Genomic DNA, 14,799 nt, shown 5'->3' on the forward strand with positions numbered 1-14,799 from the left:
CCTCAGAATAAAAAGGAAACGCACAACCATGATGAAGAACAAGATCTACGCCGTCGGCGCTGCCGGAGTGATCGCCCTGAGCCTTGCTGCTTGCGGCACCAGTTCCGCAAGCAGCAACAGCACGGCAAGCGGCAGCGCTGCCGCGGACACTGCCTCGATGCCTACCGTGAAAATGATGGTGGGCGGCATCGACAAGCAGATCTATCTGCCCTACCAGCTCGCAGAGCAGCTGGGCTATTACCAGAAGTACGGTGTCAAGGTGGAGCTTTCCACCGAGTCCCAGGGTGGCGTTGGCGCCGAGGACGCGATGGCATCCGGGCAGGTGGACATGGCCGGTGCGTGGTATGTCCACACCGTCGATTTCCAGTCCAAGGGCAAGAACGTCATCAACCTCGTGCAGCTCTCGAGTGCCCCGGGAGAACGCATCATGTGCAGCCCCAAGGCAAACGTGAAAACGGGCGCAGACCTCAAGGGCAAGACCGTCGGCGTCACAGACCTCGGCTCGGGAACCGATGAGCTCACCCAGTTCATCGCTTCGAAGGCCGGGCTCGCCAAGACTGACTACCACACCATCGCCGTCGGCGCCGGATCAACCGCAATCGCGGCCATCCAGCGCGGGTCCGCTGACTGCGTGATGACCACCCAGCCGACCGTGGGCGCACTCGAGAACAAGAACCTCGCCGTTCCTGCGATCGACCTCGCCACCACTGAGGGAGCCACTGCAGCGCTGGGCGGCACCCTGCCGTCGGCCGGCCTGCTCGCCCAGTCGGACTGGGTCAAGACCCACGAGGACGCAGCCCAGAAGGTCGTCAACGCCCTTGTGGACACGATGCACTGGATCAGCACCCACTCCGCGCAGGACATCGCCGATAAGCTGCCCCAGTCCTTCGTCCAGAACAGCACCATCTCGAAGGACCAGTACGTAGCCGGACTGAACCAGGACAAGGGTCAGTTCCTCCCGGACGGCATCATGCCTGCCGGTGGCCCCAAGACGATCTTCGACGAGGAAAAGACCATCGGCGTTGACACCTCCAAGGTCAACATCCCCGATACGTTCACCCAGAAGTACGCCCAGGCCGCGCTCAAGCTTGAGGGCTACACCGCGACCACGACGCCTGCCGGCGACAACGAGTGATCCAATCCCTACGCAACAGGCGTAGGCGTTCCGGCGCCACCGGCTAGTGACACTTCGATCGGTCTGCGTGATGCCCGCGCAGACCGATCGAACCGTTTGTGCGCGGCACAGTCTTGATTCAGCACAGTCTTAGCGATCGCGCCGTCGTCGAGCATCTTCTCCATTGTGCCGTGGCCGGACTGGGCAGGCAGTCCCCGGCCGAGCTACTTCAAGACGGTCGGCAACACGCGCACCGGGACGTTCCTATGCCACTGTGTGGCGCGCTCGTAGGCGTGAGCGATCGCGAGCACCCTGGCGTCTGATCGTTCCGGCCCCATGATGTGCAGTCCAACGGGCTGCGCGCTGGCAAGGCCGCAAGGCACACTGATGCCCGGCATTCCGGTGAGGTTCGCAGGGGAAAGCATGCGCAGGGCGGCTGCCAAAGAATCCTCCCCCGGGGGGCCAGTGAGCTCCGAAGACATCGAAGATGCAAACGGCGCGATCGCCGGCAGCGTGGGCGACACTAGACCGTCCACTCCTGTCCGAAGCATGAATTCCGGTATGAGGGACCTGAGGTGGCTCCGGACCTGCCAGGCCAGACGGATGTCATCCCTGGACACCAAGGCACCTGTCTCGATCATGACGCGTGTGCTCGGAAGATATTGGCCGGCTGCACCCTTCAGCCGCTGGCGGTGATGGAGAGCCGCTTCCGACAGCGAAATCGCCACACTCGCGTGCAGGGAAAGGTCCAGATCGGGAAGCGACAGGTCTATGATTTCGATCCCCAGGTCTTCCAGCACCGACAATGCTTCGTCCACGGCAGCCACAACGCCGCTGGATACTCCCCATTCCGACCATATTTGGCGGTCAACTCCAAGCTTTATACCAGCAGGAATGTCCTGGATCCGGGCGGAAACCGGCCCTCCCAGACCAGCGACAGCCTGCAGTTCCACCATCCCGTCAAAGAGCATCGCGCAGTCTTCCACGCTCCGGGCGATTGGTCCTACATGGTCCATGGTGTGGCTAACGTGAAGGACCCCGGAGGAAGACACGACGCCGGTGCTGGGTTTGAGCCCCACCAATCCGTTGACGGCGGCCGGGTTTCGCACGGAGCCGCCGGTATCCGTGCCCAAGGCCCCGGGAATCGATCCCACGGCGACAGCGACGCCGGATCCGACGCTGGAGCCGCCTGCGTACCGGTCCGGATCCCAAGGATTCCGTGATGGAGGCGTCCCTTGCCCGAAGGCGAATTCGTGTGTTTGGAGTTTGCCGAGGATCACAGCACCGCTGGCCCGGAGTTGGCGTACGACGCCTGCGTCGTCCTTCGCGCAGTTTCCGCGGAGGCTCTCCGAGCCGCCTTCGGTCGGCATCCGTCGGACGTCAATGACATCCTTCACCCCCAGGGGAATGCCGTGAAGAGCCCCGCCGAACTGCCCCATGGCAGCCTGATCGTCAGCCATTCGGGCTGCCTCGAGGGCTCCGGGATCATCGAGGAATGCCCAGGCGTGGGCGTAGTCTTCAGTGTCCTGGAGCCGATCCAGGACGGAGTCGAGGAGTTCAACCGCCGACAGCTCCCGCCGTCGGATGAGTCCTGCCGCCTCGGCGATGCCCAGCTCCCATGCTTCGGTCAACCCTTCACCTCCTGCTCTCCTGCACGAGTTTGCTGTTCGAAAGTTGCCTTCAGGGAATCCATCCCTGTCCGGAAATCGCGATACGCGCTTTCCAGCGCGGGCAGGTCCTCCCTGGCGATCGCTTCGCCCACCAGATCGCGGACGATCATGAGCTGTACACGATTCAAGCCTTCGCTCATCGGTGGGCCTCCGGAGCGAGCTGTCCATCCCGAACCACGCAGACACCATCCACCAAGACAAACCTCACGTCGCGAAAATCGTCAGCACGGGCGACAACCACATCGGCAACGCGCCCGGCCTCGAGCCGTCCGCTTCCTGGAGCGACGCCCGGGATCAGGTCCGCCGCTACGGAGCTTGCCATGGCGACGGCGCCCGCCAAGGAGCGGTATCCATGAGCCGCGATGTCCTGGACGGCGGAGATGAGCTCGTCGTGGTCGCCGTCGTGCCCGTAGTCAGTGCCGATGACCGAGATGAGGTCCGGTTCCCGGAGCAGCAGGTCCCAGTGTTCACGCGTGGTGACGGTGCGCTTGCGGTGCAGGAGATCGAACACCGAGGCCTCCGCCGGCCAGCCGATTTTCCGGCCCAGGGCGGCCAGCTGGTAGGCCTCTTCGGGCGTGTGGGAAGGGTGGTTCGCGTGCGCGGCAATCACGGTGGCCCCACTGCCGTCCAGCTGAAGCATAAGTTCCCGCAGGATGCCGGCGGTGGCGGAGGCACTGTGCACGATGGCCGGCATGCCGAACTTTGCCGCCGCCTGGACTCCTTCCCTGATCCCCTCGATCGCCGGGACAAACGAGGGCATCACAGAGTCCGTGACGATCTTGGCAAGCTGACTGGCAGTGAGTGCCTCCGCGAGCCCTGCCTCCTTGGCCGCTTCAGTCAAGGCATTCAGATTGAACGCACCGACGTCGATAAACCTGCCCAGGACTGCTTCCTTGATGCGCCGTGCCTGGTCGATCGTGATGAGGATCCCTGAGGCCTGGTGGACGGCAGCGGGGATGTAGACGAGGTCCTGCCCTCCTCCGCCGAGTGTTTGGCCACCGCCCAACTCTCCGATGGCGACAGCACCGTCCTCGAGCATCCGTTCAACCGTGAGTTCCCTGGACTTCACCGTCAGGCCCCGCCCATCCGCCATCGCGGCCGCTTGGAGGCATTGTGGCAGGTGCGTCGTGGCGCCCCGTACGTGCACCGCGTGCCGACGGTCAGCTTCGCGCACGTCGTCCATGGACGCGAATCCACAGAGGCTGAGTACGGTGGTGGTTCCGGACAGGAGGTGCCTGTCCAGATTCCCCATCCAGCTCTCCGTGGACAGCGCCGGTGCTGCGCTCGGGAACAGCGGGCCAGGCGTCACTCCGTGGGAGTGGATGTTGATGAGGCCCGGCATTACGACGCAACCCGACGCGTCGATGACGTCGCCGTCAAACTCTTTGTCCGCATTCCAGCGGTCAAGGACCCCTGCGATGCGGCCCTCCCGGATGACCACCGCACCGTCCTCAATGACGGTGTCGCTGGAGCCCGTGACAACAGTGCCTCCGCGAATGAGCGTAGACATTCGTTCTCCTCTCGACTAGTTTCATCATATCGAAGTTTGCTTCACTATAGCCGCAATGGTGCGGCGCTGGAACCCCCGAATGGAGAACCTGATGGCAAAGCCGCAGACCCAGCGCGATTTCGTCGGATACGGCGAAACTCCCCCCGATTTCCGCTGGTCAGACGATGCCCGGGTGGCCGTTTCCCTCGTCCTCAACGTGGAGGAGGGCGCCGAGCGGAGTATCCCCCGCGGCGACAGCGCCAACGACCTGGGTGCGCACTGGATCCCGGCCCCGGCATCGGCCACACGAAACCTGACGCTGGAATCGGCCTTCGAATACGGCTCACGCGCAGGCATCTGGCGGTTGCTGCGGATCCTGCGGAAACACGACGTCCGGGCCACCGCCTTCTGCTGCGCCGTGGCACTGCAACTGAACCCATCCATCGCTGCGGCGTTGGTCCGCGACAGGCACGAAATAGCCGATCACGGCCACCAGTGGGACACACACACAAACCTGGACGACGATGCCGAGGAACGCCTCATCCGCGCCTCCCGCGATGCCATCGCGGCCAGCACTGGCCGGGCTCCCACCAGCTGGTATTCGCGCGACGGACTCAAGCCCGGAACGCGCCGGGTGCTCGCCGAGAGCGGATTCGCCTACGAGTCCAACAGCTTCAATGACGACCTGCCGCATTGGGGCTCCGGCCTGGAGAACCCGAAGCTTCCCGTGCTGCCCTACGCCGGAGACACCAACGATTCCGGGCTGTTCAAGCAGTTTCCCACCGCAAAATCGTTCGGCGACCACCTGATCGCAGCCCTGGACCTGCTCTTCGACGACCCCCGCGGCGGGCCCTCGGTGATGAGCGTTGGACTGCACCCCCGGCTCATCGGACGGCCGGCCTACGCCGCTGCGCTCGACCGCTTCCTTGCCCATGCGCGCGGCAAAGCGGCCTGGTTCGCGACGCGCGAACAAATCGTCAACGCCTGGGTACAAACGACGGCGAACGGGTCACCGGCGGGCGGTTTCTAGGGGGTCCTTCGCCGCACCCGACCCGGCACCATCGCTCGCCTGCACCACGGAATCACGCTAGTGCACTGCGAGCAGCGCTCCCCACCCTGGGATCGACCGGGAGGAGTCGGCAAGGCGAAGCACGTGCCACAGGGTGGCGATGGCACTGTCCACGACCGGGATGGCGAACTCCTGCTCGAAACCCTCCACCAGATAGCCCGAGCGCAGGTTCGTGCCGACACAGACCACAGCATCGAGGCCATGCGCGAACGCCGGCCGCATCATGGCGCCAATGGCGGCGGTGTCCAACTGTGCGATCTCGGGGTTGCTCATTGCGGCCTCCGGAACCGAGACGACCTGCACGTCGATGCCGTAGTTGGCGTATTCCCGCTGTATTTGGGAAGCGATGCTTCCGGGGCCCGGAAAGACGAGACCGATCCGCGTTGCCGACAACGCACCGAGCGCTTCGACGACGGCCACGGAAGCCGTAGTGGCTGGCGCACCGCACACCGCCTTGAGCTCGTCACAGAGTGACCGGTCTTGGGTGATTCCGGTCCAGGAACCGGAGGTACCGTGGAAGGCGATGGCCTGCAGCTCGGCGTCGTTCAGCAACGCCGGAGCATCACCGAGAACGCTCAAGTCCACCGTGTCATCAAGGTTTGGCGGGAGACGGAACCGGCTGTAGTGAACCCCCAGGTCCGGTTGCCCGGCAAGGATCGCCGCCGTGAGCGTCTCCGCGTTCGAGTTGCTTGACGGGACCAGAATCCCCAGCCGTACCGCCGGCCCGGGAATGCCCACGCTTAGTGAGCCTTGCCGAGGGACGGTGGCGTGGAGATCGCGAGCATGACTGCGGCCGAGTTCGTGTTATTGCTCCACCAGTGCGGCAAGGTGGCGTCATAGGTCAGGCTGTCGCCGGCTTCCAGTACAAAGTCCTGGCCGCCAATGGTTGCCACCAGCGTGCCGGATTGGAGGATGACGCACTCCTCGCCTTCATGGGAGTGCGGAACATGCGCGCCGTCGAAGTTGGCCGGAATCGTCATATTGATGACCCCCAGCTTACGTTCCGCGTCAGGAACGATCAGCTCCATGATGATGCCTTGTGAGGGGATTTCGATGCGGCGGCGGTCCGCTCGGCGCACGAGCATGTGGTTCTGCCCCTCGTTGGGGTCAGTAAACATGCTGGCCAGCGGCAGTTCGAGGGAGTTTGCCAAGCGCAGGAGGGTGGCAAAGGACGGGTTGCCGATTCCACGCTCGATCTGGCTGATGAGTCCTGCGCTGACACCGGCACGTTCGGCGAGCTCCTCCACCGTGAACCGTCCGAGTCGCTGCTCTTTGATCATTGCGCCAAGGTGGGCTATCCAGAAGTCGCGTTCCATGGACGCGGTTGCTTCGCCGCTGGCTGTGTCCGTGCCGTCCACAACGACTCCTTCATTTGCCCTTGGTTTTGCGTCAGTATATCGAAGATAGTTTCGCCTTGGTGGTTTTTTTGAGAGCCTCGATTCGACGGGCACTCCACTCCTGCCGATAGCGCTCACGCGGTCCTCAGCTCGGTGTAGCCAGTCAACATGGAGGCGAGTTCCTTCTCCCAGTAGACCGCACAACGGTCCGCTCCGCGCTCGAAAACCCGGGCTGCGGCGGCCATTCCGGGTGCCGGAAGTCCCACGCTGTGCCCCGCGCCGGCCACCACGTCCACCACGCGCTGGACGGCTTCCTGCAAAGCCTCCGGCCGCTCATCTCCATGCCGAAGAAGGTCTGCTGCCAGATCGGTGGGCCCCACCCAGCCCCCGCCAAACGCAGCGCTGCCAACAAATTCCTTGACCCGCTCCACAGCTTCGGCTGTCTCGAACAACACCGCGATCACGGGAGCAAAGGAGTAGTCCATGCCGAATGCCGAGGCTGGCGTCACCTGCCGCGGACGTGATCCAACAGGGGCGTATCGCGTGGCTTCGTAGGCGCGTTCCAGCTCCTCCACAGTCCGGACCTGGGGCAGCACGATCTCCGCTACACCAGTGTTGGCGAAGGCCAGCAACGTATTCGTCTCCAGATCGGGCACGCGCACGGCCACCTTCACTCCGGATCCGGACAGGCGCTGCACTACACCACGGCATTCCTGGACGGTCATCCCGGTCTGTTCCGCATCGAGGACCAGAAAATCCACGGCCGTGTGGGCAAGGAGGGCAAGCAAGGTGGGGCTGGGATCTGCGGTGATGATTCCGACCCTGCGTTCAAGGGCGGCGGCTGGTTCCTGGATCATGGGAGGTTCCTCATTGGGATGGAAGGGAAATGAACAGCGGTTTGGTGCCTGAACGGCCGGTCACTCGTCAGGGACGAACTGCCAGTCCGCGGGCTTGCTGACCCCCACAATGAGCTCCACGGTTTCGTCGCCGTCGTTAGTGATTCCGTGCGTAGTGCCGCGCGGGATGTAGATGCCGTCTCCAGGTTTTGCCCGGTAGGTGCTGTTACCGAGGTGGACTATGGGCGTCCCGCTCAGGACGACGTAAAACTCGGACGCGTCAGGATGGTGATGGCACAAGTGGTGCTGCCCGGGCAGTATCCTGCCCCAGCTGACGCACAAGTCATCTGAACCGCTGAGATCCCGGGAGATGAGCGTGCTGACCAGGCCTTGGTCGTGCTGCCCGTTGATGCCCACCTTGTCCAGAGCCGCGAAGCCTTGCTCGTGGACATTGTGGACCAGCCGGTCGATGTTGACGGTGGCGGTGCTTCCTCTGCCGGCGTGCATCAAGACACGCCCTCGAAGGCGGCCCCGGCCGTGACCGAGTGAGCCTGCACGGGCGGGTGTTCCATCCACCAGCGCGCGATTTCCTCCCGGGTGGCGAACCAGACTCCAGACTGCGCAAGGGCGTATTCGAGGAACCGGCGTACTCCGTGGGCAATACTGGGCCGCCCTCCAATCCTCAAATGCAGCCCTACTGACATCATCTTCGGCACGGTTTCGCCCTCGATAAGGAGGCAATCGAGGGTGTCTTTCAGCACGTTGAAGAAGTCCTCTGCTGTGCCGAGGCTGCCGTTTCCCCAGAATCTGGCGTCGTTCGTATCGCCGGAATAGGGGACCACCAAATGACGATGGGGGCCTGCCTGCACATAGTACGGAAGGTCGTCGGCGTAGGAATTCGAGTCGTACAGCACGCCTTCCTCCGCCAGGATGGTCCGGGTATTCTCAGTAATTCCCTCCCGGACGTACCAGCCCGAAGGCCGCACTCCGGAAACAGCCTCGATGGTGGCCAGAGACTTACGGATCTCCTGCCGCTCTTCGTCGGGTTCCATTCCCACGGTTCCGCGCCACTTGTAGCCGTGGGCGCAGATTTCGTGGCCGTCCCGCACCAGAGCCAGGGCGGCGTCGGGATTCCGTTCGAGAGCGGCACCGCAGGCCATCACTGTTGCCCGGACGTTGTACTCCCGCAGCATGCCGAGGTAGCGCCAGATGCCCACACGGCTGCCGTACTCAAAGAAGGACTCTTTCATGAGGCTGCGCCGCGCGGGGTCGGCGGACCAGCCGCCGAAGATCGAGACGTCCTCGTCCCGTTCATCACCGTCTTCGATGGAGCTTTCGGCTCCTTCCTCGTAGTTCAGCACCAGGGAGACGGCAACTTTGGCGCCGTGCGGCCACGTGATAACCGGAGGGTTCTCTCCATATCCAATCAGGTCCCGCATTGACTCTCTCCTTGCTGTTCGTTGGCATCCACTGCAGCATCCGGCCGGGGGCTCCTGTGGTCCGTAGGTCCCGGGAACGGCCAGGGCTTTCCGCGGCACCCCGAGCCTGTTCGTTCATTATATTGATAATACTTCACTTTACAGCTCCTGCCCTTCGTAGACCCTGCGATGGGCCGCCAGCGACGTTTTGAGCATGCTGTCGACATCGTCGATGACGTTTCCGTGGGCAGGCCCGATCAACCGGGTGGGGTAGGTTTCCAATGTCTCTTCGATGCCTTGGAAAGCCGTGCCCACATCGACGAATTTCGTCCAATAGAGCGCACGGCCTGTGCCGTACGCGGCCTGTTCCACCGAGGGAGGCGCCGGCATCTCGCTGGAGAGCAAACGGCACTGCCCTGGCAGGTGCACTGGTTCGTCATCCTCGTCCGGAGCTGGTATGTCGTGAATGTAGGAAAAGCCGTCGGAGACGAACATCATCCCTACCGCGGAATCGTGACCCCAGAGCGTGTTCTCCAAGTCACGGATGTATGCCGGAAGGAAGCGGAACTCCCTGTTGCCGAGATCCAGAGATTCCCCCGCGGCCTTGGCTTGCAGCCGGTCCGCGAACTCCGGGAAATGAAGGGAGTAGTCACGGACATCCCCCACAACCACAGCCGAGGGGTATCGGTCCAATAAAGCGGGAAGATTGCCCGCATGCGGGATTTCCGGATGCGTCGGGAAAACGTAATCAAGCCTCCGGCCCCCCAGCGCATGGTCCAGTTGCCGAAGGACTGCGTCCCGGTGCGCCGGATCTCCGGTATCGACCAGGATCGAGGCTTCCGACCCGACCACCAGGTATGACGAGACGTGATAGTGGACTTCCTGGCCTTCAGCGCTGGCGGACAGGCAGCCGCCCAACCAGTGCACGCCTTCGGCGAGGACACGGCCCGTGGCGGGCAACCCGCCCGGAACTTGCGAGCTCATTGGATGCCTACCGTCCTGATTGCCGTGGCCAGGGCCGTAGCCGCCGCGGCAGATTCCGCCATGCCAACAATTGGTTCGCCGTAGCCGGGACCGATGGCCTTCACCTGTCGCCGGCGGACGGACTCTTCAACATCCCGGGCAATGCCGCGGGTATCGGCCCCGGAAAACCACTGGAACTTCCGCAAGCCGGCCGCGGCATTCGAGCGGCCGTACGAGCCGTGCGTGAAAGAATCCGAGGTCAGGAGCGCCCCCGATCCGGGATCGAAGATCCATAACGTTGGCAGGAGACGCATCAGCGGCGACACGAACTCCAAGGTCAGGCCGTCTATGACCTGAGCCTCAAGTGAGGCCCCCGGGTTGACCATGATGCGCCTGGGCGTTGCCGACATCCTCGGTACCGTGATTCCGCCGGTGTACCAGACCGATTCCACGTCGAATCGGGCCTCGATGGCGGGAAGATTCAGGCAGCATTCCATCTCCGTCCGTGTCAGCACGACGGCGAGCCGCTCCCCCGGCTCCAGAAGTGATTCCAGCTGCCGGATGATCTCTGCCTCATGGAGCCGGACGCCGGTGTCCACCAGCACGGAGCCGTTGCTTCCCTTGATGAGGTAGCAATTGACGGGCTGGATGACGCTGGTGCCGGGTGGACACCAACTGACGTGTTCATCCAGGAGGATGTCCGCCCCCAAGCGATAGACGCGGTTGCCGATGAGGCTGTGGGGACCGTTGAAGGCGATCGCTGTCTGGGTTGTGTGCGGATTCAACGATTTTTCCTCCTCTCGATTCCGAATCGGACGGCCTAGGCGGGGGTGCTTGCCGAGTCCCAGACGGCGATCGCCTCATCCAGCGTGCAGACATCGTGGCGGGCCCGCATCACTGTCAGCGCAGCATCGTGCACCACGGTGTCGTATGCCCCGACGGCATCCTCGAGCAGGACGGCATAGAAATCGTTGTGGACAGCGTCCCGTAGTGTGGCCTCGACGCATCCTCCGGTGGAGACGCCAACCAAGGCCACGGATTCGATGCCCTGGCTCCGGAGCAGGAGCGCCAGCTCCGTTCCTACGAACGCGCTGGGGCGGCGCTTGGTGATGATGACTTCGCCTTCTTCGGGCATGCACTCTGCACAGAACTCCGTCGCCGGATCGCCCGTGACGCTGAGCCTGCCCAAGTCAATGGGCCGGCCGTTGGCGGCGGTGTACAGGGCCCGTAGCCACGCGGCAGGTGAGCTGGCGCCGTCGGGCAGGTTTTCGACCCGGATGTGGAAGATGGGCACGCCGTTCTTCCGGGCCGATTCGATGGCCCGTCCGCAGCGCTTGGCGACGTCGGGCATCATGGAGAGGTCGTGGCCGGAGTCGCCGATTGCGCCGCCGGAGTAGACGGCACCTTCCTGCATGTCGATCACCACGAGGGCGGTGGTGGTCGGGTCCAGCAGTTCCTGCAGGGTGTCGCGGACCTGCTTTCCGCAGATTTCAATCATGAGAGGTTTCCTTCTGTGAGGTGGTGCCGGCCGGATTCTGAGCCGGCCGGCACCACGCGGGACTGCCGGCGGCCTAGCGGCCCAAGGCGTTGAAGTAGATCTGGCCGTTGGTCAGAGGCACGGCGCCGGTCAGCCCGGTCTTCGCGACCAGCATCCCCTTGGTTTCGACCAGCGAGAGGATGGCTGCGCCGTCGTCAACCAATGAGGCCATCTTGTTGAGAATGGTGGAGCGCTTGTCCGTTTCTGAACTAGGCGTGGCAGCAAGTTCGGTGCGCGCCTTGTCGAATTCCGCGTTGGACCAGCCGGTGCTGTTGCTCGGGGCACCGGTTGAGTAGAACGCGTAGCTGTAGAAAGCGGGATCGGCGATCACGATCGGCTCCGAGTAGAGCACCGCTTGATAGCGGCCGTCGATCAATGCCGTGGAGAAGTCGGTTGAGCTAGCCACGTTCTGCAATTGGACGTCAATGCCCACGTCCTTGAGCATGGACTGGATCAGGACTGCCGACTTGGCGGCAACCGGGCCCGGGCGGGTGGTGCTGTAGCTCAGTGTCAGCGGGAACCCATTGGCATATCCGGCGTCAGCCAAGAGCTTCTTGGCCGCATCCTTGTTGAACTTGTAGATTGGGGAGTCCGCAACATTGGGGAAGATGGAGCTGGCGGGTTTGCCGTAGCCGGCATACGCGCCCTTCACCAGAGCGTCCCGGTCGATCGCCATCGAAACCGCCTGGCGTACTTTGGGATCAGCCAACGGACCAGTCTTGGTGTTGATCATCATCGTGTCGCGGGTTTGGCTGGCGCAGTTCAGGACAGTCACGCCCGGGGACTGCTCCAAAGACTTGTACTGGTCATACTCGAAGCCGTTGGCCACCTGGACTTCGCCGGTTTCAACCAGCTGGCTGCGGGTGGCAGTGCTCTGGACAGCCTTGACCGAGACGCGTTTGACGGTTCCGCGTGCGCCCTCCCAGTTCGGATCCGCTGTGACGGTCAGCGACGCGCCCGGCGTAAATTCTTCAAGCTTCCAGCCGCTGTAGTCGGCCAGGTTCTTCGAAAGCCAGTTGTTCGCGGTCGGATCGTCCGGCGTGACGTGTTTCTTGGCCTCGACGCTGTCGTGGATGTAGAACAGGTTGTTTTGCAGGGATTCCTGGGTGTAGGAGGTCAGGGCTGTGGTGTTGAGCTGGAGGGTATGATCATCGATCACCTTGACCAGGTTGTCCACATTGAATCCGCTGCTTTTTAGGGTTCCCTTCATGACTGGCTGCCGCTTCATGCCGATGTCGAGGCTCCACCGGACGTCCTCGGCCGACAGGACATGCCCGAATTGGCTGGTGAGCTTGCGGAGGGTGACAATCACGCTGGTGCCGTCCGGGCTGGGCTTGGCGCTCTCGGCCAGCCGGCCGGATAGCTCCGTGGACGGTGCGGGGCAGGTCTTGCCGTCGCTGGCCCCGGTCTTGTACTCGAGGAGCTGCGAGCCGAGGCCGCTCAGCACCACATGGGAGGCGCTGCCTCCCCAGGGCGAGGGCGTGAGGCTGTCCGGCAGGGCTCCGACGGCAACGACAACGCTGTCGATGGCCTGGTTGACGGCCGCCTGCTGTGCGGGAGCACCGCAGGCGACGAGGGATGTGGCGAGGGCGACAACGGCGCCCCCGGTGAGCAAACGCAGACGATCCATAACAGTGACTCCGTTTATTGGGGGAAGAAAGCTAGGGCTGGGCGGTTTCGTAGCGGTAGGCCCGTTTGTGGCCGGCCCGGATGATGGGCTCCACGTCACGGATGTTGCTGATGAAGTTGCCGTGGGTCGGGGCCACGGACTTGACGCCGAGATCATCAATAAGATGAAGGACGCGGTCATACACCGCGTCGGCATCATTGGCGAAGCGAGCCCAGTAGAGGGCGCTTCCGGTAAAGAATGCAGCATTCTCGACGGCGACGGGTTCCCGGAGTTCGCTGGTGGTCAGACCGCATTCGCCCGGGAGGTGTACCGGGTCTTCGTCGTCGAGCTCGGGGCGGTGCATGTAGCAGAAACCGTCCGCGGTGAAGAGCACGCCGGCTTCAGGAACAAATCCCCATTGGGTGTTGGGCAGGTCCCGGATGAGGGCCTCCACCACCGTGAACTCCTGCCCGCCCAGTTCAATCCTGTCTCCGGGCACCTTTGCGTGGAGGTTCGGAACGATCTGCGGGTAGAAGAGGTGGTAGTCGCGGATGTCCCCTACCACCTTGATGTCCGGGTACTTCTCCACGAGCCGCGGGAGGTTTCCGGTATGGGGAAGCTCGGGGTGCGTGGGAAAGACGTATGTCAGCTGGCGGCCGTCCAGCAGTGCGTCGAGAGTGCGGGAAATGATGGGCCAGCTGGACGGGTTCCCTGTGTCCACCAGGATGGAGGAGTGCTCGCCCTGGACGAGGTAAGTGGAGTTGTGGCCGTGGATCACCCGGTCCGCCAGGTGGAAGGGGAGGCAGGAGCTCATCCAGGTGACGCCCTTCGCGACGCTGCGTGGGAGGTCGCTGCTCATCGTTTCTATGAGTTGTTCTTCCATGATGGTCTCCTAAACCAGCTGCGGGGTGAGCGCGTCGAGCATGAATTCGAGGTGGCGCTGCACCACGTCGCGTCCCTTCAAGACGCATCCGCGGGACGGGGCGATGACCTCGGGCGCCAGGGTGTCGAACTTGTCCCGGAGCCATTCTCTAAGGGGCTCGCACGTGGAGCGGGGGATCCATTCGTATTTTGCGTAGAGGTGGCCGGCCACCTGTTCCACGGTGGTGGTGTCCTCGACCGTGGAGTCGATGATGCGCTGGCCGTCGGGCCGGTCCATCACGCCATGGGTGAAGGTGTCCGAGGTGAACAACGTGCCCGTTTCCTTGTCCCAGCCCCAGAAGGTGGGCAGGAGACGCAACAGGGGCGATTCAACTTCCAGCACGCGGCCGGGAGCTATTTCGATCTCCGCGGCCCGCGCCATGGAGTCGCCTTCCTCGGTCCGCTGGGCGTCGATCTGGTGGCGGCGTCCGCGCAGTGCCAGCCGGCTCAGGTCATCGAAAGCGTCGAAGGGATTGATGACGCCGCCGGTAAAGAGCCGTTCGATGTCGAACCTGCCGGCGATCGGTTCGAGGTTGGACACGCAGTCCATCTCGGGCCTGGTGAAGAAGATGGAAACTCCCCCGCCTTCGCCAATGAGCCCTGCCAGGTCGTCAAGGATCTCTTCCGTGTGGACAGCCAATCCGGAATCGATCAGGAGACTGGAAGAGCCATCGGTCAAGAGGTAAGCGTTTGACGGCTGGAATCCTGTTGCACCTCGCGATACCCAGCTCACGCGGCCGTCGAGCGGAATGCTTCCGCCGAGGACCGCCAATTTGCCTGCATGCAATGTATTGAACATATCTTCAATCTATTGAGCTTTAGAAATTTGTCAAGGG

At 63.3% G+C, this 14,799-nt stretch carries 16 protein-coding genes; 2 read left to right on the forward strand and 14 right to left on the reverse strand.

The genetic code is table 11. The features are described from left to right. The first annotated feature begins 28 nt into the window (after positions 1-28). Positions 29-1,135 (forward strand): ABC transporter substrate-binding protein, encoded by a 1,107-nt coding sequence (locus tag ABD884_RS18640; RefSeq protein WP_345049411.1) that lies wholly within the window; start codon positions 29-31, stop codon positions 1,133-1,135. A gap of 203 nt (positions 1,136-1,338) precedes the next feature. Here ABD884_RS18640 and ABD884_RS18645 read toward each other — a convergent pair whose 3' ends face one another. From ABD884_RS18645 to ABD884_RS18655, 3 genes are read right to left on the reverse strand one after another with little or no spacing between them, the layout of a single operon-like run. After that, positions 1,339-2,745, reverse strand: coding sequence for an amidase (locus ABD884_RS18645; protein ID WP_345049414.1), 1,407 nt, complete (start codon positions 2,743-2,745; stop codon positions 1,339-1,341). After that, the gene (locus ABD884_RS18650; protein WP_345049417.1) at positions 2,742-2,924 is read right to left on the reverse strand and encodes a hypothetical protein; all 183 of its coding nucleotides are present in this window, start codon (positions 2,922-2,924) and stop codon (positions 2,742-2,744) included. Before ABD884_RS18650 ends, ABD884_RS18645 begins: the two co-directional genes overlap by 4 nt. Next, entirely contained in the window at positions 2,921-4,294 is a 1,374-nt protein-coding gene (locus ABD884_RS18655; protein WP_345049422.1) for an amidohydrolase family protein, read from the reverse strand. The genes ABD884_RS18650 and ABD884_RS18655 overlap by 4 nt, the downstream gene beginning before the upstream one ends. 91 nt (positions 4,295-4,385) lie before the next feature. Here ABD884_RS18655 and ABD884_RS18660 point away from each other — a divergent pair, with 91 nt between their 5' ends. Further along, on the forward strand, positions 4,386-5,303 hold the full coding sequence (locus ABD884_RS18660; protein WP_345049425.1) for a polysaccharide deacetylase family protein: 918 nt from the start codon (positions 4,386-4,388) through the stop codon (positions 5,301-5,303). A 57-nt stretch (positions 5,304-5,360) separates the two neighbouring features. Here the strand turns inward: ABD884_RS18660 and ABD884_RS18665 are convergent, their stop codons facing one another. From ABD884_RS18665 to ABD884_RS18715, 11 genes are all read right to left on the reverse strand, one after another. Further along, positions 5,361-6,080 (reverse strand): maleate cis-trans isomerase family protein, encoded by a 720-nt coding sequence (locus tag ABD884_RS18665; RefSeq protein WP_345049428.1) that lies wholly within the window; start codon positions 6,078-6,080, stop codon positions 5,361-5,363. Positions 6,081-6,082: 2 nt separating this feature from the next. After that, the gene (locus ABD884_RS18670) at positions 6,083-6,700 is read right to left on the reverse strand and encodes a cupin domain-containing protein (protein ID WP_345049432.1); all 618 of its coding nucleotides are present in this window, start codon (positions 6,698-6,700) and stop codon (positions 6,083-6,085) included. Between the two features lie 113 nt (positions 6,701-6,813). Beyond that, the gene (locus ABD884_RS18675; protein WP_345049435.1) at positions 6,814-7,536 is read right to left on the reverse strand and encodes an aldolase/citrate lyase family protein; all 723 of its coding nucleotides are present in this window, start codon (positions 7,534-7,536) and stop codon (positions 6,814-6,816) included. A 60-nt stretch (positions 7,537-7,596) separates the two neighbouring features. Continuing rightward, entirely contained in the window at positions 7,597-8,022 is a 426-nt protein-coding gene (locus ABD884_RS18680; RefSeq protein WP_345049440.1) for a cupin domain-containing protein, read from the reverse strand. Further along, positions 8,022-8,954 (reverse strand): polysaccharide deacetylase family protein, encoded by a 933-nt coding sequence (locus ABD884_RS18685; RefSeq protein WP_345049443.1) that lies wholly within the window; start codon positions 8,952-8,954, stop codon positions 8,022-8,024. Before ABD884_RS18685 ends, ABD884_RS18680 begins: the two co-directional genes overlap by 1 nt. 138 nt (positions 8,955-9,092) lie before the next feature. Continuing rightward, positions 9,093-9,917 carry an MBL fold metallo-hydrolase gene (locus tag ABD884_RS18690; protein ID WP_345049448.1) on the reverse strand — a complete coding sequence of 275 codons (825 nt, stop codon included), beginning with the start codon at positions 9,915-9,917 and terminating at the stop codon, positions 9,093-9,095. Then, positions 9,914-10,681, reverse strand: a complete 768-nt coding sequence (locus ABD884_RS18695) for an MBL fold metallo-hydrolase (RefSeq protein WP_345049450.1) — start codon at positions 10,679-10,681, stop codon at positions 9,914-9,916. The genes ABD884_RS18690 and ABD884_RS18695 overlap by 4 nt, the downstream gene beginning before the upstream one ends. 35 nt (positions 10,682-10,716) lie before the next feature. Next, a complete protein-coding gene (locus ABD884_RS18700) occupies positions 10,717-11,394 on the reverse strand; it encodes a cysteine hydrolase family protein (RefSeq protein ID WP_345049452.1) in 678 nt (225 codons plus the stop codon). A 73-nt stretch (positions 11,395-11,467) separates the two neighbouring features. Beyond that, positions 11,468-13,063, reverse strand: coding sequence for an ABC transporter substrate-binding protein (locus tag ABD884_RS18705; RefSeq protein WP_345049454.1), 1,596 nt, complete (start codon positions 13,061-13,063; stop codon positions 11,468-11,470). A gap of 31 nt (positions 13,064-13,094) precedes the next feature. Continuing rightward, positions 13,095-13,925, reverse strand: a complete 831-nt coding sequence (locus ABD884_RS18710; RefSeq protein ID WP_345049458.1) for an MBL fold metallo-hydrolase — start codon at positions 13,923-13,925, stop codon at positions 13,095-13,097. Positions 13,926-13,934: 9 nt separating this feature from the next. After that, positions 13,935-14,762, reverse strand: coding sequence for a hypothetical protein (locus ABD884_RS18715; protein WP_345049461.1), 828 nt, complete (start codon positions 14,760-14,762; stop codon positions 13,935-13,937). Positions 14,763-14,799 lie beyond the last annotated feature (37 nt).

The sequence above is a fragment of the Arthrobacter methylotrophus genome, from assembly GCF_039539965.1.
GTDB classification, from domain to species: domain Bacteria; phylum Actinomycetota; class Actinomycetes; order Actinomycetales; family Micrococcaceae; genus Arthrobacter; species Arthrobacter methylotrophus.

Excerpts from the sequence above, each read along its gene's own strand:
- ABD884_RS18650 (WP_345049417.1), bottom strand. The coding sequence starts at position 2,924 with ATGAGCGAAGGCTTGAATCGTGTACAGCTCATGATCGTCCGCGATCTG.
- ABD884_RS18675 (WP_345049435.1), bottom strand. The coding sequence starts at position 7,536 with ATGATCCAGGAACCAGCCGCCGCCCTTGAACGCAGGGTCGGAATCATC.
- ABD884_RS18655 (WP_345049422.1), bottom strand. The coding sequence starts at position 4,294 with ATGTCTACGCTCATTCGCGGAGGCACTGTTGTCACGGGCTCCAGCGAC.
- ABD884_RS18680 (WP_345049440.1), bottom strand. The coding sequence starts at position 8,022 with ATGCACGCCGGCAGAGGAAGCACCGCCACCGTCAACATCGACCGGCTG.
- ABD884_RS18685 (WP_345049443.1), bottom strand. The coding sequence starts at position 8,954 with ATGCGGGACCTGATTGGATATGGAGAGAACCCTCCGGTTATCACGTGG.
- ABD884_RS18710 (WP_345049458.1), bottom strand. The coding sequence starts at position 13,925 with ATGGAAGAACAACTCATAGAAACGATGAGCAGCGACCTCCCACGCAGC.
- ABD884_RS18660 (WP_345049425.1), top strand. The coding sequence starts at position 4,386 with ATGGCAAAGCCGCAGACCCAGCGCGATTTCGTCGGATACGGCGAAACT.
- ABD884_RS18700 (WP_345049452.1), bottom strand. The coding sequence starts at position 11,394 with ATGATTGAAATCTGCGGAAAGCAGGTCCGCGACACCCTGCAGGAACTG.
- ABD884_RS18690 (WP_345049448.1), bottom strand. The coding sequence starts at position 9,917 with ATGAGCTCGCAAGTTCCGGGCGGGTTGCCCGCCACGGGCCGTGTCCTC.
- ABD884_RS18705 (WP_345049454.1), bottom strand. The coding sequence starts at position 13,063 with ATGGATCGTCTGCGTTTGCTCACCGGGGGCGCCGTTGTCGCCCTCGCC.
- ABD884_RS18640 (WP_345049411.1), top strand. The coding sequence starts at position 29 with ATGATGAAGAACAAGATCTACGCCGTCGGCGCTGCCGGAGTGATCGCC.
- ABD884_RS18715 (WP_345049461.1), bottom strand. The coding sequence starts at position 14,762 with ATGTTCAATACATTGCATGCAGGCAAATTGGCGGTCCTCGGCGGAAGC.